Source organism: Streptomyces sp. NPDC056527 (assembly GCF_042794475.1).
GTDB lineage: Bacteria > Actinomycetota > Actinomycetes > Streptomycetales > Streptomycetaceae > Streptomyces.
Map to the genome: position 1 here is coordinate 1 of NZ_JBHTTQ010000109.1, position 24016 is coordinate 24016.

Annotated in this window: 20 protein-coding genes; 8 read left to right on the forward strand and 12 right to left on the reverse strand. The window is 72.4% G+C overall.

Going from position 1 to position 24016, the window contains the following annotated elements; genetic code table 11:
• Positions 1 to 71: 71 nt before the first annotated feature.
• The 4 genes from ACFQ7Q_RS32250 to ACFQ7Q_RS32265 all read right to left on the reverse strand — a co-directional run bounded on the left by ACFQ7Q_RS32250 (position 72) and on the right by ACFQ7Q_RS32265 (position 4674).
• Entirely contained in the window at positions 72 to 962 is an 891-nt protein-coding gene (locus ACFQ7Q_RS32250) for a S1 family peptidase (protein WP_383561368.1), read from the reverse strand.
• Positions 963 to 1145: 183 nt separating this feature from the next.
• Positions 1146 to 1946: a DUF1684 domain-containing protein gene (locus tag ACFQ7Q_RS32255; protein ID WP_383561370.1), complete on the reverse strand. Its 801-nt coding sequence runs from the start codon at positions 1944 to 1946 to the stop codon at positions 1146 to 1148.
• A 5-nt stretch (positions 1947 to 1951) separates the two neighbouring features.
• Positions 1952 to 3832, reverse strand: a complete 1881-nt coding sequence (locus ACFQ7Q_RS32260) for an FAD/NAD(P)-binding protein (protein ID WP_383561372.1) — start codon at positions 3830 to 3832, stop codon at positions 1952 to 1954.
• Positions 3829 to 4674 (reverse strand): amino acid ABC transporter permease, encoded by an 846-nt coding sequence (locus tag ACFQ7Q_RS32265; protein ID WP_383561374.1) that lies wholly within the window; start codon positions 4672 to 4674, stop codon positions 3829 to 3831. Before ACFQ7Q_RS32265 ends, ACFQ7Q_RS32260 begins: the two co-directional genes overlap by 4 nt.
• A 631-nt stretch (positions 4675 to 5305) precedes the next feature.
• Here ACFQ7Q_RS32265 and ACFQ7Q_RS32270 point away from each other — a divergent pair.
• Positions 5306 to 6265: an ABC transporter substrate-binding protein gene (locus ACFQ7Q_RS32270; RefSeq protein ID WP_383561376.1), complete on the forward strand. Its 960-nt coding sequence runs from the start codon at positions 5306 to 5308 to the stop codon at positions 6263 to 6265.
• A gap of 60 nt (positions 6266 to 6325) precedes the next feature.
• On the opposite strand, the gene ACFQ7Q_RS32275 is transcribed toward ACFQ7Q_RS32270, so the two are convergent.
• Positions 6326 to 7603, reverse strand: a complete 1278-nt coding sequence (locus ACFQ7Q_RS32275) for a DUF5685 family protein (RefSeq protein WP_383561378.1) — start codon at positions 7601 to 7603, stop codon at positions 6326 to 6328.
• A gap of 321 nt (positions 7604 to 7924) precedes the next feature.
• Between ACFQ7Q_RS32275 and ACFQ7Q_RS32280 the strand changes: the two genes are divergently transcribed.
• Complete coding sequence (locus ACFQ7Q_RS32280) at positions 7925 to 8359, forward strand: cell division protein SepF (RefSeq protein ID WP_383561380.1); 435 nt, start codon at positions 7925 to 7927, stop codon at positions 8357 to 8359.
• Between the two features lie 131 nt (positions 8360 to 8490).
• Here ACFQ7Q_RS32280 and ACFQ7Q_RS32285 read toward each other — a convergent pair whose 3' ends face one another.
• Positions 8491 to 10167 carry an MFS transporter gene (locus ACFQ7Q_RS32285; RefSeq protein WP_383561382.1) on the reverse strand — a complete coding sequence of 559 codons (1677 nt, stop codon included), beginning with the start codon at positions 10165 to 10167 and terminating at the stop codon, positions 8491 to 8493.
• A 405-nt stretch (positions 10168 to 10572) separates the two neighbouring features.
• Between ACFQ7Q_RS32285 and ACFQ7Q_RS32290 the strand changes: the two genes are divergently transcribed.
• Positions 10573 to 11592, forward strand: coding sequence for a phosphatase PAP2 family protein (locus tag ACFQ7Q_RS32290; RefSeq protein ID WP_383561384.1), 1020 nt, complete (start codon positions 10573 to 10575; stop codon positions 11590 to 11592).
• Between the two features lie 74 nt (positions 11593 to 11666).
• Here ACFQ7Q_RS32290 and ACFQ7Q_RS32295 read toward each other — a convergent pair whose 3' ends face one another.
• Positions 11667 to 11870 (reverse strand): proteinase inhibitor I78, encoded by a 204-nt coding sequence (locus ACFQ7Q_RS32295; RefSeq protein ID WP_383561387.1) that lies wholly within the window; start codon positions 11868 to 11870, stop codon positions 11667 to 11669.
• A 331-nt stretch (positions 11871 to 12201) separates the two neighbouring features.
• Between ACFQ7Q_RS32295 and ctaD the strand changes: the two genes are divergently transcribed.
• Positions 12202 to 13905 carry a cytochrome c oxidase subunit I gene (gene ctaD, locus ACFQ7Q_RS32300; protein ID WP_383561389.1) on the forward strand — a complete coding sequence of 568 codons (1704 nt, stop codon included), beginning with the start codon at positions 12202 to 12204 and terminating at the stop codon, positions 13903 to 13905.
• Here ctaD and ACFQ7Q_RS32305 read toward each other — a convergent pair.
• The 4 genes from ACFQ7Q_RS32305 to ACFQ7Q_RS32320 form a co-directional block, all read right to left on the reverse strand.
• Positions 13853 to 14830 carry a helix-turn-helix transcriptional regulator gene (locus ACFQ7Q_RS32305; protein ID WP_383561391.1) on the reverse strand — a complete coding sequence of 326 codons (978 nt, stop codon included), beginning with the start codon at positions 14828 to 14830 and terminating at the stop codon, positions 13853 to 13855. The genes ctaD and ACFQ7Q_RS32305 overlap by 53 nt on opposite strands.
• 185 nt (positions 14831 to 15015) lie before the next feature.
• Positions 15016 to 16290: a glycosyltransferase family 4 protein gene (locus ACFQ7Q_RS32310; protein ID WP_383561393.1), complete on the reverse strand. Its 1275-nt coding sequence runs from the start codon at positions 16288 to 16290 to the stop codon at positions 15016 to 15018.
• Between the two features lie 68 nt (positions 16291 to 16358).
• The gene (locus tag ACFQ7Q_RS32315) at positions 16359 to 17648 is read right to left on the reverse strand and encodes an ABC transporter substrate-binding protein (protein WP_383561395.1); all 1290 of its coding nucleotides are present in this window, start codon (positions 17646 to 17648) and stop codon (positions 16359 to 16361) included.
• Complete coding sequence (locus ACFQ7Q_RS32320) at positions 17626 to 18087, reverse strand: hypothetical protein (protein ID WP_383561397.1); 462 nt, start codon at positions 18085 to 18087, stop codon at positions 17626 to 17628. Before ACFQ7Q_RS32320 ends, ACFQ7Q_RS32315 begins: the two co-directional genes overlap by 23 nt.
• A 180-nt stretch (positions 18088 to 18267) precedes the next feature.
• Between ACFQ7Q_RS32320 and ACFQ7Q_RS32325 the strand changes: the two genes are divergently transcribed.
• The 3 genes from ACFQ7Q_RS32325 to ACFQ7Q_RS32335 are packed head-to-tail and all read left to right on the forward strand — an operon-like array spanning position 18268 to position 21994.
• Positions 18268 to 18666 (forward strand): hypothetical protein, encoded by a 399-nt coding sequence (locus ACFQ7Q_RS32325; RefSeq protein WP_383561399.1) that lies wholly within the window; start codon positions 18268 to 18270, stop codon positions 18664 to 18666.
• A complete protein-coding gene (locus tag ACFQ7Q_RS32330; RefSeq protein ID WP_383561401.1) occupies positions 18654 to 21341 on the forward strand; it encodes an ATP-binding cassette domain-containing protein in 2688 nt (895 codons plus the stop codon). Before ACFQ7Q_RS32325 ends, ACFQ7Q_RS32330 begins: the two co-directional genes overlap by 13 nt.
• A complete protein-coding gene (locus ACFQ7Q_RS32335; RefSeq protein WP_383561403.1) occupies positions 21338 to 21994 on the forward strand; it encodes an ATP-binding cassette domain-containing protein in 657 nt (218 codons plus the stop codon). Before ACFQ7Q_RS32330 ends, ACFQ7Q_RS32335 begins: the two co-directional genes overlap by 4 nt.
• Here the strand turns inward: ACFQ7Q_RS32335 and ACFQ7Q_RS32340 are convergent.
• Entirely contained in the window at positions 21978 to 22523 is a 546-nt protein-coding gene (locus ACFQ7Q_RS32340) for a transglycosylase family protein (RefSeq protein WP_383561405.1), read from the reverse strand. The genes ACFQ7Q_RS32335 and ACFQ7Q_RS32340 overlap by 17 nt on opposite strands.
• A 194-nt stretch (positions 22524 to 22717) precedes the next feature.
• Here ACFQ7Q_RS32340 and ACFQ7Q_RS32345 point away from each other — a divergent pair, with 194 nt between their 5' ends.
• On the forward strand, positions 22718 to 23500 hold the full coding sequence (locus tag ACFQ7Q_RS32345) for a hypothetical protein (RefSeq protein ID WP_362361124.1): 783 nt from the start codon (positions 22718 to 22720) through the stop codon (positions 23498 to 23500).
• Positions 23501 to 24016 lie beyond the last annotated feature (516 nt).

Below are 24016 nucleotides of genomic sequence, written 5' to 3' on the forward strand. Positions count from 1 at the left end.
GCCCCGGGCACGGCGTGCCCGGGGGACCTGACGTCGTTCGGATCATCGTGCTACGGAGGCGCCGCCTCCGGCTAGTACACGCTGACTCCGTAGGCGCTCAGCGCCTCGGTGACCGGCTGGAAGAAGGTCGTGCCGCCCGAGGAGCAGTTGCCGCTGCCGCCGGAGGTGAGGCCGATGGCGCGGCTGCCCGAGTAGAGCGGGCCGCCGGAGTCGCCGGGCTCGGCGCACACGTTGGTGCGGATCATGCCGTACACGATGTCGCCGCCGCCGTAGTTGACCGTGGCGTTGAGGCCGGTCACCGAACCGCTGTGGGTGCCGGTGGTGGAGCCGCGACGCGTCACGGACATGCCGACGGTGGCGTTGGCCGCGCTGGTGATGTCGACGCTGCCGACCGTGCCGGACTTGGTGACGGAGCTGTTGGTGTAGCGGACGATGCCGTAGTCGTTGGTCGGGAAGCTGGATCCCGAGGTGGAGCCGAGGACGGTGGTCCGACCGGAGTTGGAGTACCAGGTGCCCGCACCGTCGGTGCAGTGTCCGGCGGTGAGGAAGTAGTAGTTGCCCGCGCTGTCACGGACGTTGAAGCCGAGGGAGCAGCGCCAGCTGGTGGCGTAGACGGCGTCGCCGCCGGAGATCAGCTTGTTGAACTTCCCGGGGGTGCGCTCGACACGGATCGCTCCGGCGTTGGCGCCCGCCTGACGCTTGATCTTGGCTATCTCCGCCTGCGACACGGTCGAGTCGGCGGTCACGACCAGGGTGTTGGTGGCCTGGTCGACGTGCCAGGCGGTTCCGGCCACGTCGGCTGCGAGCACGGCGTCACCCGCGGCGGCGATCTGCGTCGCGCCGAAGGTCTGTGCGGTGTCGGCGTTCGCTGCGGGGACGGCGACCGCGGCCGCGGCGGCGAGGCCGGTGGCGACGGCGAGCAGTCGGACGGTTCTCGTGGGGGTGGTGCGCTTGATCCTCACTTCGCGTTCCTCCAGAGGGGAATCGGGGGCCCGACGTGGGGTGTCGGGCCCGTGAGGCGCGGCCCGGGGCCGGCGCTGTGGGGGAGTCTCGGGCCGCCCGCACCACTGCCGCAAGGGCGCCTTTCGGCCGTACCGTACGACGCTCAACTACCGTCCGGTTCAAGGCGCTTGCGACGGCTTCGGTCAGTTCTCGACCAGCCGCCGCTCCCCCGCCGCCACCGCGGTGTCCAGGGTGTTTCCCGGTGGCGGGAAGGGGCAGATGAAGTGGTCCGCGAAGGCGCACGGCGGCAACAGCGCGCGATTGAAGTCGACCGTCACCGTGCCGTCCGCGGCGGGCGCGGGGGGACGCAGGAAGCGGAACCGGTAGCTGTCCCGGCCGCTGGTGAGGTCCGCGAAGACCGCCCACAGCGTGCCGTCTTCCTCCACCGCGACCTGGAGCGTGTGCTCGACGCCGTGCAGCTCGAAGGAGAGCTCGCCGGCGAGCCCGAGCCCGCGCTCCTTCCCGTCGGCGTTCTCCACCCGGACGCTGCGGGACCGCTCGTAGGGCCGGAAGGTGCCGGGCACCACCCAGCGCTCGTCGTACGGTGTCGCCTCGATGCCCCGGAAGGCGCGGCGCGCCTGCGACTCGGGGTCGAAGTCCCTTACGGCCCACAGCCCTTCGCGACGCAGCACGACGAGCCGCCGACCGGCGGACTCGGCCCGGGACTCGTGGATCGGGGCGTGGTCCGCGATGAGCCGGACGCTGCCGATCAGGGGCTTGCCGTCGACGGTGATCGCGTCCTCGGCGTCCCCGGTCAGGACGACCTCGTCGCCGCTGTCGTGCCAGCGCCCTGGAACGGCCGGAATTCGCCCCTCCGGGTAGTCGGAGAGCCAGTACGTACCGGTGAGGGAGAGCGGGCCGTACGACGAGGAGACCGCCGCCGTGCGCTGTTCGTGCCAGTGCTGCCAGTCCTGCTGTGCGCCCTGTCGGGGATCCGTGCTCATGGTGTTCAACCTTTCCACAGGGCGTCAGCTCTTGGTACGTGGCTGGCCGTGCGGGTCGTCGGGTACGGCTGGTCGGAGAATGTCGAAGCGGTGGCCGGCGGGGTGCGGCCGGACAGGTCGCGCAGCAGCGCCAGCGCGGCGCGTGCGGTCGCGTCGTTCTGGCGAAAGGCCGCACCGCCGGTGCGCGGGCGGGTGAAGGCCCCGCCGGCCCGGGAGGTGGTGTGCGGGCCGAGCGCGAAACGGCGCGGGTGCGGGCGCCCGCCGCGCTCCAGGATCCGCCCGTCGGCGGGGTCGACGGCGAGCAGTCCGGCCGCGGTTGCCCGGGCGCCGTCCTCGTGGAGGGCGCGGAGCAGCGGGCTGCCGGTGTGTTCCAGGGTCGGGTCGGGGAGCCGGGCCTCGACGAGGGCGCGCGCCTCGGTCCACTCCCCCGGCAGGCTCGTGGAGTGGGCGCGGAAGACCCCGCGTTCCTCGTCGGCCACCACGGTCGTCCCGGCGCCGAGGAAGCGGACGATCCCGGCGCGGGAGAGCGCGAGCAGCTGGTGGAGCCGGGGCCCGGGAGGTCCGGAGGCGAGGAAGCTGAAGAAGCCGTGCCACCAGTCGCGCGGGTCGCCGGTGTCGCCGATCCGGACGAGTTGCCCGTAGACCGAGAGCAGCGCGGTGAAGACCGCCAGGTCCGGGCTGTGCCGGGGGTCGTGGCGCCGGGCCAGGTCGTCGGCGATATGGCGGCGCAGTCCGTCCTGGAGGGCCTCGGACGAGGCGAAGCGCACCCCGTCCAGGGGGTGGTCGAGGGCGTCCAGGTCGAGCCGGTCGGCGGGGTCGGGGACGGCGGCGGCGACGAGGGCGTCCAGCTCGGCCCCGCCGGGAGCCGCGGCCGCGTACTTCTCCTCGAAGTCGGTCCAGGCGGCGGCGGTCCGCTCGGGGTGGGCGGCGAAGAGCCGGTGGTAGTGGGCCCAGCCGAGTTCCTTGTCGACGAGGGACCAGATGTCGCGACGGAAGTCGAGCCGCCCCGGCCGCCGCAGCAGCTCGTCGACCTGGGCGGGGCCGAAGAAGCGCGGCAGCGGAGGCCGTTCGCCCTCCAGCGTGTACCCGATCTTGGAGTGGTAAGGCACCCCGCGCCGGGATCCGACGTACAGGACCGGTTCACGCCCGGACGGTACGTACTCCAGCCGCTCGCCCCGCTCCTCGTACCGCCCGCCGCGCCCCTCGGTGAGCAGCACCATCAGGTCGACGAAGGCGAGGCCGAAGCCGCGCACGAGCACCGGTTCGCCGGCGGGCAGCGCGGACAGGTCGGTGTCGGCGGTGAAGTCGGGCGGGAGGTGGAGCAGCCCGTGGCGCTCGGCGAACTCGGCGGACCGGCGCTGTTCGTCGTCGGGTTCGGCGTCGAGATGGCCGAGGGTGAGCACGACGACGTCGGCGAGGAGCGGCACGGAGCGGTCCTCCAGCCAGACCCGCTGGCGCCCGTCGCGCGGGCCGTCGACCCGGACCGCGCGGGTGCGGTGCTCGTGGACGGTGACCGACGCGGGCAGCGCGGCGCGGGCCTGTTCGTACACCCAGCGAAGATAGGCGCCCTGCCGGGGGCGGCTGGGGAAGGTGCGGCCGTCGAGTCCGGCCCACTCGGCGAGGGTGGGCCCCGGCCGCACCGGGCCGTCGATGTCCACCGTCTCGTCGGTGAACATGGTGACGTCCTCGGCCTGCGAGTTCATCCAGAGCAGCGGTGACTGCTCGGTGCGCCAGATGCGTCCGCCGCCGGCCGGATGCGGGTCGACGAGATGGACGTCCAGGGGCCGGTCCCCGTACAGCTCCGGCAGGTTGGCGGCGAGCCGTTCGAGAAGGCCGGTCCCCCGCGGTCCGGCGCCCACGATCACGACTGACGTGCTCCCCGTCATCGCGCACCGGCCGTGCCGCGGGCGTAGTGCCGCTCGACGTAGTGCTGTCCGACGCTGAGGACCGAGGTGACGACGACGTACCAGATCGTGGCGACCAGGAGCAGCGGCACGACCTGGTAGGTGCGGTGGTAGACGAGCTGTACGGAGTAGAGCAGGTCCTGGACGGCGATGACGGAGACGATGGAGGTGCCTTTGAGCGTGCCGATCAGCATGTTCCCGGCGGGCGGGACGATCGAGCGCATGGCCTGCGGGAGCACGATCCGGCCGAGCCGGCGCCACCGCCCGAGGCCGAGGGACTGGGCGGCCTCGATCTGGCCGCGGTCCACGGACAGGATGCCGCCGCGCACGACCTCGGCGGCGTACGCGGCCTCGTGCAGGGTCAGTCCGATGATGGCGACCGCGACGGGACCGAGGAGGTTGACCGTGTCGATGCCGAGGATCGTCGGGTAGAGCGCCCCGATGTTGAACCAGAAGAGCAGCTGGACCAGGATCGGCGTGGAGCGGAAGAACCAGATGTAGCCCCAACCGACCGCACGGAGAACGGGGTTGGCGGAGAGTCTGAAGACGGCGAGCAGGGTGCCGAGGGCGAAGCCGAGGAGCATCACGAGGGCGGTGAGCCAGAGCGTGAGGCCCAGTCCGCGCAGGACGGCGGTCGAGGTGAAGTAGTCGCCGACGACGTCCCATTGGAAGGCTCTGTTGCGGACGACCGAGACGATTCCGAGCGCGAGCAGCACCAGAACGACGGTGGCCGCGGCCCATTGGCCGGTGCGGCGGGTGGGGACGATACGGAGGGCGGCGGCCGGCGGGGCCGCGGAAGGGGTCTTGGTGAGGGTCGCGGACATGCGAAGGCTCCGTGGATTCCAGAGACGGATCGAACACGGGTGTGCGCCTTCACGCGCGGTGAGCACGGATCCGAGCCCCTCAGCTCGATCCGCCCCATGAGGCTACGGCGGCAGAGCGCTGCCTTGTCAAGCCTGTCCGAAGGATGAGCCGTAGGTCTCATCGCGGTTGACGGGCAATCGGATACCTGTTCCACTTGGGCCATGCATTCGCAGCAGTGGCTGGTCACGCGCTCCCACATCGACTTCGGTCGCGTGTGGTCCTCTTCCTGTTGAGCCGACCCCCTGCGTTTCGTCTGCCCGCACTCTTCCGCGCGGCGCCTTCACCTGTGTAGCCGAGCTCCACTCCCCTCGCTCCGCCCTGCCGTGTCCTTCCCCTGAGGGACACGTACACCCTCCGCTCCCGGCCGTGGATCCGCGCTGTCCGTGCGCCGCACCACGGTCGACGACCCGTTGGCCGCCCGCTTCTCGACGAGCCGGCGCACGAGTACCCGACCCTCACCACCGGCCCGCGCCGGCCCACGGCCAAGGGCCTCCATCCGGCCGCCGGTTACCGCCCGCTCTCCGATCCGTCCGCGGATCCGGAGCCGATCGGCCTGCTGCCGTTCGGGAAACACCTGGAGACCCCGAAGCCATGAGCCTCACCAGTACGCAGCGCCACACGGTCGCCTTCGCCCTGATCACCGCGGCCGCGCTCACCCTCACGGCCTGCGGCTCGGGCGAGCCGACGGCCGCGCCGGCCGGTGCGGCGGGCGCGAAGAAGGGCGCCGTGCCGACGGCCGACGTGGTCTCGACGATCGCGAAGGACGAGGCGGCGGCGAAGCTGCTGCCCGCGGACGTACGGCAGCGGGGCACGGTCTCCGTCGCCTCCGCGACCGGCACCCTGCCCGGCGCGGCCTACCTCCCAGACGGGAAGACGCTGGTCGGCGCGGACGTCGACGTCACGGACGCGGTCGCGAAGGTGCTCGGGCTCCGGGTGAACCGCGCGGTGGTGAGCTGGGAGGCGATCCTGCCGGCCCTCGGCAGCGGGAAGTACGACGTCGGCACGGGGAACTTCGGCGTGACGGACGAGCGGCGCAGGACGATCGACTTCGTGACCTACATCAACGACGGGCAGGGGTTCGCGGCGCGTGCGGACAGCCCGCTGAAGACGGTCACCGACCTGACGCAGCTGTGCGGTCTGAACGTGGCGACGGGCGGCGGCACGACCTTCGAGGCGACGCTGGAGAAGAACCGGCCGCGGTGCGCCGCGGCCGGCAAGAAGCCGTACGACGTCCAGGTCTTCAACGACCTGGGCGCCCAGTGGATGTCGCTCCAACAAGGCCGCAGCGATGTGCTGATGAGCACGGTCAACGGCTTGCGGTACGCGGTGACCCAGCAGGAGAACGTCACGTTCCTCAACGAGTACCGCCGCCTGGACGTGGGCTTCGCCTTCAAGAAGGGCACGCCGCTGGCGCCTGCGTTCCAGGCGGCGGTGAACAAGCTGAAGGCGGACGGCGCCTACGACCGGATCCTGAGGAAGTGGGGTCTGACCGACTCGGCGATCGCCGAGTCCCGGATCTCCCCGCCGGAGATCCCGGCGCCGAAGAAGTGACGGTGCGTGCCCGGGCTCCGCCTGCCCCGGCACGCGCATCCGGAGGTCTTCGACGGTCCGTCAGCAGCCGTCGCAGGGGCAGCAGCAGTCGCAGGCGTTGCCGTCACAGTTGCAGTCGCAGTCCCGGCAGCAGCCCTCGCGCTTCTTCCGGGACCAGGGGCCCTCGTACTCCTTCGCGCAGCAGATCTGGCAGGTGCAGAACAGCCAGGTGAACGCGACGCAGCCACCCAGGAAGGAGCGCGGCTTGGGCTTCGGGGGCTCGCCGCCACCGAACTGCGGCGGCAGCCCACCAGGCCCGCCGGGACCGCCGGGACCGCCGGGACCGCCGAATCCCCCGCCGCCATAGGGACCGCCGCCCCCACCGCCGTAAGGGGTGCCCCCTCCGCCGTACGGGTTCCCCCCACCCCCGTACGGAGTGCCACCCGCGTACGGGTTGCCCGGTACGGGGCCCTGCCCCGGCCCCGGCGAACCGTGCGCGCAGGTCGTCGTGCCGAAGGCCCGGTCCACAGACGTGCGGAGCTCGTGCGCGAGCAGCACGTGCGCCAGCTTCCCGTTCACGAACTCGGCGTCGCGCAGCGCCAGCCTGATCCCGTGCAACGCGTCGTCCGCGAGCCGGCGCGCCTCATCCAGGGAGGTGCCCGTCGCGGTGAGCGGGTTCCAGGCGCCCGACGCGGCGTCGGCCTCGCGGTCCTCCACGGCGTCCAGCAGATGCGCGAGCCGTCCGAAGAGCCTGCCCGCCTCGGCCAGCGGCTCCACGTTCTCGGGCCGGCCCGCCAGAAGCGCGGTATGGGCGAAGGCCGCGGCCGTCGCCGTCTCGGTCGGCTCGGTCACGACCAGGAGCGGTGTGCCGGGTCCGGCGAGCGTCTCGATGCCGGTCTGCCGGTCGACCGCGTCCACCAGGACCGCCGTGTCGAAGCCGAGCGATCGTCCGGTGCGCGCGCCCGCCCGGTCCCAGGACCTGGCGACCCGGCGGGCCGCCGCGGCGACCGGCCTGCGGGCCAACAGCCCGTCCCGGTCGGCGACGTGGTCCCGTACCTTCGCGGAGGCGAGGACGAGCGAGACCGCCGCGGCGAGCCGGGCTCCCTCGCCCTGGGCCACCGGCGCGGTCTTCATCTGGCGCAGCGGACAGGGTCCCGCGGTGCGTCGTCCGCCCGGGACCGAGCCGGTCTGAGCCTCCGTCAGAACGGAGACTATGAGGCCGTCGTAGTTGGTGACCACCCGGGCGAGCTGCCCGTGGTCGGCCCGAAGTGCCAGGCAGAGGCCGCAGAGATGGGCCATCCACTCGGTCTTGAGGCCGTCCGTGAGCCGATGCGTGCAGGGCCTGACGATTCCGAACAAAGAGACTCCCCCGTGAGTCGCGCGCGTGTGCTTCAGCGCTTCGCGGACATCGTATCGAGCCCGCTCGTTCACCCGGACGCTCCGGCCGTCACCCTTCTGGCCCGACTTTCATATTTTAAGTTGCACACCCCATCCGGAACCTCCGTCAGGCCCCGTATACCGCAAGATTCCTGACGATTCGCCAGAAAACAGACCTCACGTTCTGCACCAGTACCGTCACGAAACCCGCGCGCGCCGACTATCCACTTGGCGCGCGATCCGCATCATGGACGACGATAGGGATTGCGGAACCACAAGTGACCGCGCTGAAAGGAGGCGTCCATGGGATCGGTGCGCAAGGCGAGTGCCTGGCTGGGACTCGTCGAGGACAGCGACGAGCGTTACTACGACGACGAGTACGCCGAGGGTGCCGAGAACGGCGACGCCTGGGTGACGGACCCGCGGGTCCGGGTGGCGTCCGACACGGCGCAGGAGCATGGCCGCCGTATCGCGACCGTCTCTCCGGACGGGTTCCGGGACGCCCGGGGCATCGGCGAGCTCTTCCGGGACGGCGTCCCGGTCATCGTGAACCTCACGGCCATGGAGCCCTCGGACGCCAAGCGCGTGGTGGACTTCGCCGCAGGTCTCGCCTTCGGTCTGCGTGGATCGATCGAGCGGGTGGCGACGCGGGTCTTCCTGCTGACCCCGGCCGACACCCAGATCATCAGCGGGGACTCCACGGGCCGCGCGCAGGACGGTTTCTTCAACCAGAGCTGAGCCGCGAGCACCTCCCAGCGGCAGCGCTGGGGTGGGGGCACCTCCCAGCGGCAGCGCTGGGGTGGGGGCACCTCCCAGCGGCAGCGCTGGGGGAGCTCGCCGTTCACCGGAACGGATCGCGGTGGGGCGCCTCAGCGCGCCGTGCGTCCGGAGCGGGCCGTCTCGATCGGCTCGCGGGTGGCAGGCACCCGTACCTCCTCGGGAGCCGGGGCCACCAGGCTCTTCGGATCCACCAGGCTCCCCGCCCGGTCCGCCAGATCCTCCGGATCCACCGGGCACTCCATCACCCGCGGCAGCCGCAGCGCCATCAGCGCGCCGAGGAGCAGCAGAGCCGCACTGACGAACAGCGTCACGTGCAGTCCGTCCACGAACGCGTGCCGCGCCGCGTGGTACAGCGCCGTACCGGCCGCGCCGCCCAGCTGGTCGGCCACCTGATAGGCCTCGCCCAGCGAGTTCGCGGCGGCCCGGCTCGCCGCGTCCGGAACACCGGGGACGGCGGAGAGACCGGGGGCGTACGCGGCGTTCATCACGCTGCCGAGCAGCGCGATGCCCATGCCCGCGCCGAGCTGGTACGAGGTCTCGCCGATGGCCGCCGCGCCGCCCGCGCTCTCCGGCGGGGCCTCGCTGAGCATCGACTCGTAGGCGGAGAACAGCGTGGTCTGCAGTCCGAAGCCGAGCAGCACGAAGCCGCAGGTGAGCAGGAGCGGCCGGTCGTGCTGGCCCATGAAGACCAGGAGCAGCACGGCGGCGGCGGTGAGCACGAAGCCCCAGCCGACCATCCGGCGCGGGCCGATCCGGCGCAGGGTGTACGAGCCGGTGGCGCCGGCCGCCATGGCGGCGAAGGTGAGCGGCAGCAGCCGGAGCCCGGTCTCCAGCGGGCTGAGCCCGAGGACGAGCTGGAGGTACTGGACGGCGATCAGCTCCAGGCCGACCAGGGCCAGCATGGCGAGCACGATGCAGCCGACGGAGGTGGTGAACGCGGCCCGGGAGAAGAGCCGCATGTCGATCAGCGGGTGGGCCCGCCGACGCTGCCTCCGCACGAAGAGGATCAGCAGGGCCGCCCCGATGAGCAGCGGTCCCGCGGTCGGGTACACGAGGAGGTCTTCGCCGGCGCCGATCCGCTTCACTCCGAGGACCATGCCGAGCACGCCGGCCGCGGCCATCAGCGCACCGAGGACGTCCCAGGGGCCGTCGTCGCGGCCCTTGGACTCGGGGAGCAGCCAGCGGCCGAGCGGCAGGATCAGTGCCATCAGCGGGATGTTGATCAGGAAGACCGAGCCCCACCAGTAGTGCTCGACCAGGAAGCCGCCGAGCACGGGCCCGGTGGCGGCGCCGACGGCGGCGACCGCCGTCCAGATGCCGATGGCGGTGGCCCGCTCGCGCCGGTCGGGGAAGACCGCCCGGAGGATCGAGAGGGTGGCGGGCATGATCATCGCGCCGCCGACGCCGAGCAGGGCGCGGGCGCCGATCAGGACCTCGGGTTCGGTGGCGAGGGCGGCGACCGCGGAGGCGACGCCGAACAGTGCGTAACCGAGGAGCAGCACCCGCCGCCGTCCCACCCGGTCGCCGAGCGTGCCGAAGAGGATCAGCAGCGAGGCGCAGATGAGGGGATAGGCGTCGACGATCCACAGCAGCGCGGTGGAGCTGGGGCGCAGGTCCTCGGTGAGGGAGGGGACGGCGACGTGGAGCACGGTCGCGTCCAGCGCGACCAGCAACAGGCTGACGCAGAGGACGAAGAGGACGACCCAGCGGTTGGCTCCGCCGCCGGCGGCGCGGAGCCGTGCTCCGGCCGTGATCGTCCGCTGCATGTACGTACCTCCCAATGGATCCCTCGCGCTCGGTGGGCACCGGCCGGGGCGCGGGCCTCGGGGCGGCCCGGCATCGACGGGCGAGTGAGCCGTCAGCGTACGCGAGTTCAGGGCCCGAGCGCGTGGTGCAGCTCTCACCCCGGCGGGCCGCGGAGTGTGGCGTACGCCACTCCACCCGCACCGCGCGTCGCATGGAATTCCATGCGCACAGACGTTTGAAGCATTTCCGTGGCGTACAAACAGACTTCCGGAAAGTCGCCCGTCGGCAATAGGGCAGAAGGTCATCGGATTCTCAGACGTACGCCAGGAATAAAGACCGGTCTGAGACCTACTCCACATCACATCGTCATCACGAAGACACCGGATCGACCAAGGTCGCTACTCACTCCCTGTAACGTCGATTGAGTGCGAACCGACATCTTTGCCCGGCTGGACCGGGAGCCGGAACCGCCGAAGATAGAGGTCCCGGGGATGACCCGCACGCGTCTCGCCCTCTTCGGCGGGACGCTGGCGTTCTATCTCGCCATCGTCGTGGCCGTGCTCCTGTCGACCTGGCTGGTGACCCTCGACTGGAAGATCATGCTCTTCCGGCCGTACCAGCAGTGGCCGGAGATCCACGGCTTCCTCGACTACTACGTCGTCCTCGGCCAGCGCGGTCCCACCGCGGTGATGGTGGCGGCCTGGCTGGGCTGGCGCTCCTGGCGCCAGCACACGCTGCGGCCGTTGCTGTCGCTCGGCGCGGCGCTGCTCCTGCTGAACGTGACGGTCGGCGCGGTCAAGCTCGGACTCGGCCGTCTCGGCCCTCACTACGCGACACAGGTCGGCTCCGCCGAGCTCTTCGCGGGCGGCGATATATTTCCGTCCGGACACACCGCCAACGCGGTCGTGACCTGGGGAATCCTGGCCTATCTGGCGACCACTCCACGGGCCCGGCGCTATCTGTCGGCCCTTTCGGCCGTGGTCGCGCTCGGTGTCGGCCTCACCACCGTCTACATCGGTACGCACTGGCTGAGCGATGTGCTGCTCGGCTGGGCCGCGGGGCTCCTCATCCTGCTGGCCCTGCCGTGGTGCGAGTCGCCGATCGCCCGGGCCGAGACGCTGATCCTGAGCCTGCGCGACCGCCTGCGCGAGCAGCTGCGGGCCCGCCGTCGGCTGGTGCCCTCGCTGCCCGTCGCGACCGGTGGACCGCGCCCCGCGGTGTACCCGCAGCGGCCGACGGGTGCCGAGGAGCCGGTCCGGGAGATCATCGCCGTCAGGAGCGGGCGGTCCGCCGCCGCGCGCGGGGAGGGGCGGCTGGCTCCGCCTCTCACCACCCCCCGCGCGCACACCTCGCACTCCGCCCATGCCGTGCGCTCCGAGCGGACACCGGTCACCCCGGCCGGCAGCCGCCGCCCGCCGCACTCACGGCCGCTCACCGGCGGCTGACCCCCGTCACGACCGCATGAGGAAGGGCCCCGGCTCCACGCCGGGGCCCTTTTCCTCGTAGGGGGCCGCGCTCGCTAGCCCAGCCAGCAGCGGGTGACGGTGCCCTCCGTCACCTCGAAGTTGATGCGCCCCTCCAGGTACTCCATGGTGATGATCGAGCCGGGTGGCAGGGACCGCACCACGCTCCAGCCGTGGTCCCGGGCGAGCTCTTCGGCCCGGTCCCCGGCCAACCCCACATAGTCGTCCGGCGGTACGGGAGAGGTCTGCTTCGGTGTCATGCAACTCACGTTAGTCCCTTACCGGTCACGCTTGTGTCACAGCTTCTCGACATATGTTTGACACGGCCACGGTCACCCGAGAGGGCGCTTTCCGGCCGGTTCTCCGGCAATTGCCGGCGCACTCGCATCGCCCCCACAAGGCCCTTCGGAATTCCTTCGCACCCGCCTCCCAAGGGAATTGAGGGGGCTCGGGACGGCCGTCCGGTATTCACGATTTCCCCGCACGATGCGCACACGTTCGGCCGATCGGAGCAGCGTCGTCGGCCCGCCTCCCGAGCTCCTGGACCTGGGGCGCGCATCATGTCCGGACGATTCGGAACCGGAGGCATCGATGGGCATCGACACCGCGCACGCGGCCGTCGAATCACCTCGGGAACGGCATGGGCGGGTCCTGATCGACTGGCTCACCACGACCGACCACAAGAAGATCGGCCACCTCTACCTGGTCACCTCGTTCGTCTTCTTCCTGGCCGCCGGGCTCATGGCGATGCTGATGCGGGCCGAGCTGGCCCGCCCCGGGCTCCAGCTGATCGACAACCAGCAGTTCAACCAGGCGTTCACCCTGCACGGCACGATCATGCTGCTGCTCTTCGCGACGCCGACCTTCGCCGGCTTCGCCAACGAGCTGGTGCCGCTCCAGATCGGCGCCCCGGACGTGGCCTTCCCACGGCTGAACATGTTCTCGTACTGGCTGTTCCTCTTCGGCGGCCTGATGGTGATCGGCTCCCTGCTCGTGCCCAGTGGACCCGCCGCCTTCGGCTGGACCGCCTACGCCCCGCTGAACAGCCTGGAGCGCTCCCCCGGCATCGGCCCGGACCTGTGGATCATGGGGCTCGCGCTCTCCGGCTTCGGCACGATCCTGACCTCGGTGAACTTCCTGGCGACGATCGTCGGCATGCGCGCGCCGGGCATGACCATGTTCCGCTTGCCGATCTTCACCTGGAACATCCTCTTCACCACGATCCTGGTGCTGATGGCGTTCCCGGTGCTCGCCGCGGCGCTGCTCGTCCTGGAGTCGGACCGGCGGTTCGGCTCGCTGGTCTTCCAGCCGGAGAACGGCGGGGCGCTGCTGTGGCAGCACCTGTTCTGGTTCTTCGGCCACCCCGAGGTCTACATCATCGCCCTGCCGTTCTTCGGCATCATCAGCGAGATCATCCCGGTCTTCGCCCGTAAGCCGATCTTCGGCTACGCCACCCTGATCGGCGCCACCATGACGATCACCGGTCTCTCGGTGGTGGTCTGGGCGCACCACATGTTCGCCACGGGCGCGGTGCTGCTGCCGTTCTTCTCGCTGCTTTCGTTCCTCATCGCCGTGCCGACGGGTGTGAAGTTCTTCAACTGGGCGGGCACGATGCTCAGGGGCTCGCTCTCCTTCGAGACCCCGATGCTGTGGTCGGTCGGCTTCCTGGTCTCGTTCCTCTTCGGCGGCCTGACCGGCGTCATCCTCGCCTCGCCGCCGATGGACTTCGCCGTCACCGACTCGTACTTCGTCGTGGCCCATTTCCACTACACGGTCTTCGGCACGGTCGTCTTCGCGATGTTCGCCGGCTTCTACTTCTGGTGGCCCAAGTTCACCGGCAGGCTGCTCGACGAACGGCTGGGCAAGGTCCACTTCTGGACGCTCTTCGTGGGCTTCCACATGACATTCCTCGTGCAGCACTGGCTGGGCGCGGAGGGTATGCCGCGGCGGTACGCCGACTACCTGGACGCCGACGGCTTCACCGCGCTGAACACGGTCTCCTCCATCGGCGCGTTCCTGCTCGGCGCCTCGACGCTGCCGTTCCTGTACAACGTCTGGCAGACGGCCCTGCACGGGGAGAAGGTCGAGGCGGACGACCCGTGGGGGTTCGGGCGTTCGCTGGAGTGGGCGACGTCGTGCCCGCCGCCCCGCCACAACTTCGACGCCGTTCCGCGGATCCGCTCCGAGTCGCCGGCGTTCGATCTGCACCACCCGGAGTTCGTGGCCTTCGAGCGGGCCGGGATCAGTGCGCCGAGTGCTCCGATCGCTCCAGAGCGCGGGAAAGCCGGTCCCTGACGCTACGGATCCAGTCGTCCAGCTCGCGCGGCTCGACGACCTCGAACTCGAGGCCCAGCATCATCACGTGGATCACGAGGTACTCCAGGCTCCCCGCGCCGGTGCGGAGCAGGGAGGTGCCGTCCCCGTCCGCCTCCAGGACGCCGTCCATGGGGCCGACGGCCTGGACGGCCTCGGCGAGCGGGACATGGAGCCGGATCGTCGCCCCTGCCGCGTACGCCGCCGTCGAGACGCCTTCCGAGACATAGGCCGCCAGGTCCGCGGCGGGCGGTTCGCGGGGCGGGAAGCGGGGGCCGTGCGGCGGCTTCGGCTCGATCCGGTCGGCCCGGAACGTGCGCCAGTCGGCGCGGTCGAGGTCCCAGGCGACCAGGTACCAGCGGCGTTCGGTGCACACGAGGCGGTGCGGCTCGACGGTACGACGGGTGGCCGTGCCGCCGTGGTCGCGGTACTCGAAGCGGAGCCGTTCGCTGTCCCTGCAGGCGTTCGCGAGCTCGGTCAGGACGGCGGGGTCGACCTGTTGCTGCGGGGCGCGGAGCATCGGCACGGTGAAGGCGTTGAGGGTGCTCACCCGGCGCCGCAGCCGGCCGGGCAGCACCTGCTCCAGCTTGGCCAGGGCGCGTACGGAGGTCTCGCCGATGCCCTCGATGCCCTGACCGGCCGCCGTGCGCAGCCCGACCGCCACCGCGACGGCCTCGTCGTCGTCGAGCAGCAGCGGCGGCAGCTCGGCACCGGCACCGAGCTGGTACCCGCCGCCGGTTCCGGGGCTGGCGTTGACCGGATAGCCGAGCTCGCGCAGCCGGTCGACGTCCCGCCGTACGGTCCGCGGGGTGACCCCGAGCCGCTCGGCGAGATCGGCCCCGGACCACTCGCGATGGGCCTGCAGCAGCGAGAGCAGACGCAACAGTCGTGCGGAGGTCTCCAACATGGGCCCGAGTCTGCCAGCAGTCGAGGACAGCCACGGTCCTCGACTACACGCCGCACGACGCGACGGCGGGGCCGAACGGCACCCACCACCAGACCCGACCCGCGACCGGACCCCCCGGCGTCCGAAGGACCGGGCCGACCCGGACCCACCAGGCTCCCCGCTCGCTCTGAGGCGCCGGTTTCCGGTCAGCGGAAGCGGCGGACCAGGACTCCCGTGCGGCGCTTCAGCTCGTACACCGCGTCGATCGCGCCGCCGACCGCCCGGTGGACGGCCTCTCCGAGACCGCCGTGCGTGCGGCGGCCCGCGCCGCGGGCCACGAGCTCGGACCAGATCTCCTCGTGGCGGGCGGCGATGCGCACCGGGTCGAAGCGTTCGGACGCCGTGAGCGCGGCGCGCGCGGTCTTGGCGCGCAGCTCGTCGTCCTCGATGAGGTCGAGCAGCGCCCGGGCGATCGCGGCCACGTCGTCGACGGGCACCAGACGACCGTCGACCCCGTTCTCGATGATCTCGCGCGGGCCGTGGCAGTCGGTGGAGACGACCGGGAGCCCGCACCTCATCGCCTCGACGATGGTCATGCCGAACGACTCCCGCAGCGAGGTGACGGCGGCGATCGAGCCCTTCGCCCACTCCCGCTCCATCGGATTGGCCCAGCCCATGAGGAAGACGTTCTCCTCGAGGCCGCGGTCCTTGATGCGCCGCGCGAGCGTGGCCTTCATGTCGTCGACCGCGTCCCCGGTGCCGTAGATCCGCAGCTTCCAGTCCGGGCGGGCCGCCACCACCTCGGCGAACGCGTCGATCAGCACGTCGTACCGCTTGACCCGCGTCAGCCGCCCCGCCGCGACGACGGTCTTCGCGGCGGGATCGGCGGGCGCCACGCTCGGCGCGGGCACGCTGTTGGGCACCGCGTCGATCCGTACGCCCGGCAGCTTCAGCCGGGACCGGTAGGCACGGGCGTCGGCCTCGGTGACCGTCGTGACCGCGTCCAGGAGCGCGTACTGGTGGCGGATCTCGCGGCGCAGCCGGAAGGTGTGCCCGGCGAGCACCAGATGCTCCTGGCCGACCAGGACCGGGCCGCGCCGGGCCTGCTTGGCGAGGTGGACGTTGAGCCCGGGGCGGGTGGCGACCAGCACGTCGGCCTCGACGCCCTCGAGATGCTCGCCGATGCGGGCGTCGGTGAGCGCGCTGTACTGCTTCCACCGGCCGTCGCCGCGCGGGAAGACCGTCGCGGGCCGGGAGAAGTCCGGGTGCTCTCCGTCGTAGCCGGCGCTGCCCTTCCGCAGGTCCACGAGGTGACGCAGGGTCACTCCGACGGGCAGGCCCAGGATCGGCTCGTCGCGGTGTCGGAAGACGGAGACGATCTCCACCTCGTGACGCTCCGCCAGAACCTGGGCCAGGGTGAACGTCGTCCGGATGGTTCCGCCGATGTGGTAGGCGTTGTGGAGCAGAAACGAGATGCGCATCGGGCTGCCGGTTCCCCCCGGTGAAGTGGTCGGACCGTGGCGACTGTACTGCCCGCCGGGTGCCCGCTTCACGGTCGGTAGCCGAGCTGGGGAACGGTGGCGCAGTTCGTGGTCATCTCTCCCTGGCTCACCCAGCCCCGCCCGTCCTGCCAACGGGCCACGGACAGACAGGTATGACGGGTCTTCGGCGGCTCGGCGAGCTTCTCGAAGCGGACCGGCAACAGCAGTCCGCGGGCGGTGTACGGCTCCGGCCGGTTGACGAACTCCTCTACGCAGGCGCGGGTGAGCCGGTCGCCGCAGGACAGCGCCGCGTCCGTGAACCACATGGCGGCGGCCCAGCCCTCCAGTTGCCACTGGGAGAGCGGCCGGTCCCCCATCGCCGCCCGGAACTCCCGTACGGCCTGATGCCCGGTGTCCTCGTAGTTGCGGCTGGCCCCGGTCACGAACAGCGCGTCACGGCAGGCGGGGGACGCGGCGTAGTCGCGGGGCACGGTCGAGGACCAGTTCTGCACATTGGTCACCTTGGCGGTGACGCGGACGTCCAGCGCCTCCATCGCCTCGCAGAGCCGGGCGTTGCCGTGGGTGTCCATGGCGTCGAAGACGAGGTCGGCGCCCTGGGCCTTCAGATCCGCCGCCACGGCACGGAAGTTGGGCAGGGCGAAGTCGACCTGTTCGTCGACGACCTTGTACCCCTCGGCCCGTAGGCCGTCGGAGATCATCCGGGCGTACGCCGTGGAGGCGGCCTGGTTGTAGGCGACGACCGCGGCGGTACGGGCGCCGTGCTCGCGCTTGAAGAAGCGGTAGACCTCGGTCCCGCCGTACAGCACCCCGTCCCAGCCGGGCACCGTGCCGGTGCGCGGGGCGAGGCTGCCGTAGATCCCGTACAGATGCGGATAGGTGTCGTACGCCGGGGTGAGCGGCTGGCCTCCGATGTCGGGGACTCCGGCCTTCGCCACGAGCGGGGCTCCGGCGTAGTCGAGCGCGGTGGTGGCGACCAGGGCGAAGACCTTTCGTTCGTCGATCAGCTTGTGCACGCACTCGTTGTTGCCGACGCCGCTGCCGCCGTCGTCGCAGGTGACGACCTCGACGCGACGTCCGTTCAGGCCCCCGCGGGCGTTGAGGGCGTCGAACCAGGCGCGGGCGCCGTCGCGCGTGCCGGTGAACGCGTCGCCGCCGACGGGGCTGGTGGCGCTGGTGATGACGCCGATCCGGAGCGGCTCACCGCCGGAGGGGAAGGTGGCGGTGGGCCGCGTCTCGAACGCGCGCTCCGGGAGCCGGCTGCCGCAGGCGGCGGTCAGGGCGAGCAGCCCGGCGAGGAGCAGCGCCGCAGCGGTCTCAGCAGCCCGGAACGGTCGCACCGCTGAGCTGTGCCAGGCCGCAGAGGGTCTTCACGGACACCTTCCAGGTGTCGTCCTGGAAGACCGACGTGCCCTTGGAGTCGGGCACGGCCGGGGCCCCGGCGACCAGCAGGTCGTAGGTCACGTTCGCGTCGTTCGGCGAGGTGAACTCGATCGTCTTGACCTTCGCCGTGGCCTGGGACGCGGCGTCGTTGGTCATGAGCGCCTCGAGAGCGGGCTGCATCTGTTCGCCGTTCTCCAGCAGCTTCGCCCGCTCGGCCACGGGGGTGTCCGGGGCGAAGAAGGCGGTCCAGTTCTCGGTGATCTCGGCCCTGGCCGCGGCCGGGTCGGACGGCGCGGTCGCCGCGGGCGCCGGGGATTCCGACTCTCCGCCTCCGTCGTCGCCGCAGGCCACGAGGGCCGGTCCGAGCACGAGAGCCGACGCGGCCGCCAGGGCCACGAGACGAGAGCGAGGGCGAGTGGGTCCACCGTGTCGCTTGAGAACCATCTGGCTCACCACCGGGTGTCCGTCGAGGCCGGGTGGCCTGATGATTCCAGGGTGGGACGGTTCCGGGCATAGTGCAAAGGAAGAGGGCATTCGGGGGCATGGCGGTCGGGGGCCTGAGGCGAGGGAGGTCCCGTGCCGAGATCACGGGAACTGCTGTGGGGCGGCCTCGCGGCGGTCGCCGGGGGCGCGGTGCTCTGCGTCCTGGGGTGGTACGGCATCTCCGGCGAGCGCTTCGCCGAGCGCCAGCTGCCCTATCTCGCCTCGTGCACGGTGCCGGGGGCCGCGCTGATCGTGGCCGGGGCGGTCCTGGTCGGGGCGGCGGGCCGGCTTCCGGTGCGCAGGCCCGCGCCTTCTCCCGGGGCCGCGGAGGAGACCGCGCCCCCCTCGTCGGAGGATCCGCCGGTACGGGTGCCGGGTGGGACGCTCGCGCACCGTCCCGACTGCCCGTTGGTGGCCGGCCGGGCGGACGCCGAACCGGCGGGGGACGCGGAGCTCGACCCCTGCCCGGTGTGTGAGCCGTGGCCTCGCTGACGTACGACCTCACGCTCGCCGGACTCGCGGTCGGCAGCGCCGCCGCCCTCACGGGCATCGGACTGATCGTCACCTACCGCGCCACCGGCGTGCTCAATCTGGCGCACGGTGCGATCGCCATGGTCTGCGCGTACGTGCTGCGACAGCTGGTGGTCGAGTGGGGCTGGCCGCTGCCTCTCGGCGCGCTGCTGACCCTGCTTGTGGTCGCTCCCGGGATCGGCCTGGTCCTCGACCGTGCCGTCTTCCGGCCGCTGGCGCTCCTCGGCTCCAACCCGGCGCAGACCCTGGTGGCCTCCATCGGGGTCTTCGTGCTGCTGGTCGGCGGCGCGGCGCTGGTGTGGGGCGACGGGGCGCGGGCGGACGCCCCGGTACTGCTGGGCGACGATCCGTGGACGCAGCTCGCGGCGGTGGTCCTGCTGGCCGTGGCGGTGGGTGCGGTGACCCGCTGGACCCGCTTCGGGCGGGAGCTGCGGGCGGTGGTCGACAACCGGCCGCTCGCGATGCTGGGCGGGATCGACGCGGACCGGGTGTCGGCGGCGGGCTGGGCCTTCGGCTCGTTCACCGCGGGACTGACGGGGGTGCTGCTCGCCCCGTACGTACGGCTCGACCCGTACGGGATGCCGCTGCTGGTCATCGAGGTGATCGCGGTCGCCGTGGTGGCCCGGATGCGGAGCCTGCCGGTCGCGATCGTGACGGCGCTCGCGCTGGGCGTCGCGCAGGCGCAGCTGACCCGTTTCCATCCCGAGGGGTGGGCGGGGCCGCTGGTGCAGGCGGTGGGGGCGAACCTGTTCGTCCTCGCGCTGCTGGTGGCCGCGCTGGTGCTGCCGGGGGTCGGCGGGCGGGGCCAGGACGCGCTGCCGCCGCCGGCCGTCGCGCCGCGGACTCCTCCGGGGGTCTGGTTGACCGTCGCCGTGCTCTTCCTGCTGCCGCTGGGCTTCGCGGGCACGGACCTGCACACCGCGATCCAGGTGCCGGCGCTCGCGATCGTGCTGCTGTCGCTGGTGGTGGTGACGGGTCGGGGCGGGCAGATCGCTCTCGGGCAGGCGGCGTACGCGGGGCTGGGCGCCCTGTTCACGGCGCTCCTCGCGGCCGGGGGCCTGCCGGAGCTGGTGGCGCTCGCGCTGGCGGTGCTGCTCGTCGCCCCGCTGGGCCTGGTCACGGGGTGGCCGGCGATCCGCCGGCACGGCCTGGCCCTGGCGCTCGCGACGCTGGCGGTCGGGGTGGCGGTGAGCCGGTTCGTGTTCGCGCAGCCGTACGCGACGGCCGGCCTGGAGCTCGGGCGCCCGGCGGGCTTCTCGGACGACCGCGGCTACTACGCCTTGGAACTCGTGGTCCTGACCGGCTGTCTGCTCCTGGTCGCGGCGCTGCGCCGGGGCCGCACGGGCCGGGCGCTGGCCGCGCTGCGCGACCACGAGCCGGGTGCGGAGGCGGCCGGGGTGCGGGTGAGCCTCCTCAAGCTCCTGGCCTTCGTCCTGGGCGCGGCCCTGGCGGCCCTGGGCGGGGGCCTGCTGGGCATGGGCCTGCGCGCCTTCGACCCGGAGGCGTACGACCCGGTCCGCGGTCTGCTCTGGTTCGCCGCGATCATCGTCCTGGGCGCCGACAGCCTCCTCTCGCCCCTCGCGGCCGCTGCCCTCCTGGTGGCCCTGGACGCGGGCACGAGGGGCGGCGTGGCAGCGGCGACGGTGGGCGTCCTGGCGGCCCTGGTGGGCCGGGTACCCCCGCTGACGTCCTGGCTTCCGGTACGACGCCCGGCTCCACGGGAAGCCGTGGCGGGACCCGGCAGGCCCGGCGCCCCGGCGGCGCCGGGCGAGCGCCCGGCGTCCTCGGGCCCTGCCGCGGCCACATCTCCCCCTCCGGCTTCGCCGGCCGGCAGGCGGGGCGCCGCGGTCGCCGACGGCGGACCACCACCCGCAGGTGGGCCCGCGCCCGTGTCGACAACGGTTACGGGTGGTGCGGGTGGGAAACCCAGGCCGGGCGGGGGCCGTGTGCACCCCCGCCGGCGCGCACCGGTCCCCTCGCCCTCGTCCCGCCCTCGCCTCGCCGCCCACCACCTCACCCTCACCTACCCCGGTGGCCTCACCGCCCTCACCGACGTCACCCTCGCTCTCGCTCCCGGCCACGTCACCGCCCTCGTCGGCCCCAACGGCGCCGGCAAGAGCACTCTCTTCGACTGCCTCGCCGGCACCCTCCGCCCCACCGACGGCCGCGTCACCCTCGACGGCGCCGACATCACCGCGCGCCCCGCCCACGCCCGCACGCGGCTCGGCGTCGCCCGCTCGTTCCAGCAGCTCGCCGTCTTCCCCTCCCTCACCGTCGAGGAGAACGTCCGCCTCGGCGCCGAGCAGGGCCACCGCCGCTCCCCCGCCACCACCGAGCAGGCCCTCCGCCTTCTCGGCCTCGCCGGCTCCGTCCGCCACCGTCCCGCGGCCGACCTCCCCACCGGGACCCTGCGCCGGGTCGAACTGGCCCGCGCGCTCGCCGGCGGCCCGCACACCCTCCTCCTGGACGAGCCCGCCGCCGGTCTGGACACGGCCGAGACCGACGCCCTCGCCCGGGTCCTCGCCGCCCTCGCCGCCGACGGCCTCACCCTCCTCGTCGTCGAGCACGACCCGGACCTCGTCGCCGGCATCGCCCACACCGTGCACACCATGGAGGGAGGCCGGATCGTGTCATGAGCGTGGAGATCTCCCTGTGTTCCGCCCACGTCCGCTACGGCCCCCTGGAGGCCCTGCACGGTCTCGACCTGCCGGTCCCCTCCGCGACCGTCACCGTCCTCGTCGGCCGCAACGGCTCCGGCCGTACGACGGCGCTGCGCGCGCTCGCCGGAACCGTTCCCCTGGCCTCCGGGACGGTCCTCTGGCGCGGCACGGACGTGACCCGCCTGCACGCCCACGACCGGGCCCGGCGGGGCCTGTGCTTCGTACCGGACCTACGGGCGGTGTACGCGACGCTCACCGTCGCCGAGAACCTGGAGCTGGCCCCCGGGGACCCCGATCGGGCCATGGAGGCGTACCCCGAACTCGCCCCGCTCCTCGCCCGCCCCGCCGGGACGCTCTCCGGTGGCGAGCGCCGGATGCTCGCCCTCTCCCGGGCCCTGCTGACCCCCGCCCGCGTGGTCCTGGTCGACGAGCCGGCCCTCGGCATGTCCCCGGCGGTCTCCTCGCGTACGTACGCGCTGCTCACCTCCCTCGCCGGGGCGGGCGGCGCCGTGGTCCTCGCCGAGCAGCGCCCCCCGCCCGGACTGCCGCCCGGCACGCTGCTGCACGAACTGCGGCGCGGCTCCCTCGCGTTCAGCGGGGAGGCCGCGGAGTTCACCGCCGGGCGGTGAGGGGCGCGATGCGCAGCATCGTCCCGATCACGATCCGGTTCGGGTCCGGCCCGATCAGGCTCCGGTTCGCCGCGTACAGCGCCTGCCAGCCGCCCGCGATCCCGAACCGCCGGGCGATCGTGGTCAGCGTGTCGCCCGGCTGGACCGTGTGGACCCGCCCGCTCAGCCCGTACCGCGTCGAGCAGACCGGCCAGGCGTCCCAGCCCTGGTTGCGCAGGACCTCCTCCGCGACGGTGATCTGCTGCTGACGGGTCGCCAGGTCGGCGCGCGCCGCGAAGTCCAGGCCCCCGTGCTCGACCCAGGTCGGCTGCCAGAACTGGAGTCCGCCGTAGTAGCCGTTGCCGGTGTTGAGGTTCCACCGGCCGCTGCTCTCGCACTCGGCGACGCATCCCCACGGCCACTGGTCCCCGGCGCAGGCGTAGGCGGGGACGGCGGGCAGGTGCGGTACCTGTGCCTGGGCCGGCGCCGGGACGAGGGCCAGCAGCGCGGCGGCGGACGCACCGGCTGCCCACAATCTGATCTTCGACATCGCGGCAGGCTAGGCAGCACACCCGGGCGCCGGGGCCGTGCCGCGCGGGGCGGCCCGCATCCCCCACCCGGTCGGAGTCACACAAGTTGCCGGACCCGTACGCGTGACCCCGGCCGAGCCTTCCCCGTTGAACTCGGCATGAGACGTGCCGGGAACCGCCCGGCGCCGCACGTAATGAGTCCAGGGAGTCCCCCGTGCCGCGCATGCTCGACGTCAGCGAGGACGTACGCGCCGAGATCGGCGACGAAGAAGCGGACCGGCTGCTCGCCGGCGACAACGCCCCGGGCAGCTACGACTGCACCTCCTGCCGTACGCCGGGCGACTCCGAGCAGGAGCGCACGAGTACCGTGCTGTTCGTAGGCGAGGAGACCGCCGTCCTGGCGTTCGCCCACGCCAGCTGCATTCCTTCCCAGGTCGTCCAGGTCGCCGAGGAGCAGCTCCAGGGCGCCGTCCGCTCCATCGCCGCGACGGACGCGGCGGACGCGCTCGGCGCGGCCCACCCCGAGCAGGCCGTCCTCGGGGTCACCAGCGGTCTCGTGCTGATCGAGGGCGAGCTGCACCCGGCGCTGGTCGTCGAACCGACCGCGCCCGTCGCCCGCCCGGGCTCGGACGGTCTCAGCGACGAGTTCCTGCCGCTCCTGATCGAGCAGGGCTTCATGCCGATCTCCGATGTGAACCAGAAGCCGGGCGTGCTGCCCGGCTGGTCCGTGCTCGTCGCCATGGGCCAGCTGCACTCCGTGCTCCAGCCGGGTACGGGCGGCACCGGCCAGGCCGCCTGGTGGCAGGCGCACCAGCCGCTCCAGGTCACCGAGGGCTGGCGTGCGGCCGCCAACAAGTCGCACACGGTCCTGGTGTTCGCCGCCCCGGTCGGCTCGATCGGTCAGCAGCCGCGCGAGGACCTGCTCCGCGACGCCCTGGAGAAGGCCGCGGCCAACGGCCGGCTGGTGGCTGCCGCGATGCCGCTGGCCGGGACGTGAGGGAGCACGGGCGCACCGGCATAGGGACATCGGGGTACGGCCCCTGGGTCCCGGTCGTGCCCCGCCCGCGGCGGCCGTCGGTTTCCGAGAGCCGCCCGCATCCGACGGACCACGAGGTCGTTGGCACGTATGTGCACACATACGACCCACTCCGCCCGCAGTATCCGAGTCAGATCCCCTCCATGCGCCCGGCGCAGGACGTCACGGCGGGCCAGTCGGCCACACCGATCTACGACGCCCTGTACTCGGAGTACCGGCGGTCGTTCCGGACTCTCCCCGGGGATCGCAGCGGCGAGGACGATCTGAGCTTCCGGTCGTTCGGTACGCCGGTGAGTTCGGGGCTCTACGGGCACGGGGCCGGTCAGGGGTCGGGGCACGGTTCCGGTTCCGGGCACGGCAGCCGGTACGGAACGTATCCGACGGCGTGGTCGGCCCAGCACCACACTCCGGCGGCGCTGCCACCGGGGCCCCGCAGGGGGCTGTAGGACGGAGCACGGTACGGCGGAGGGCCGGGGC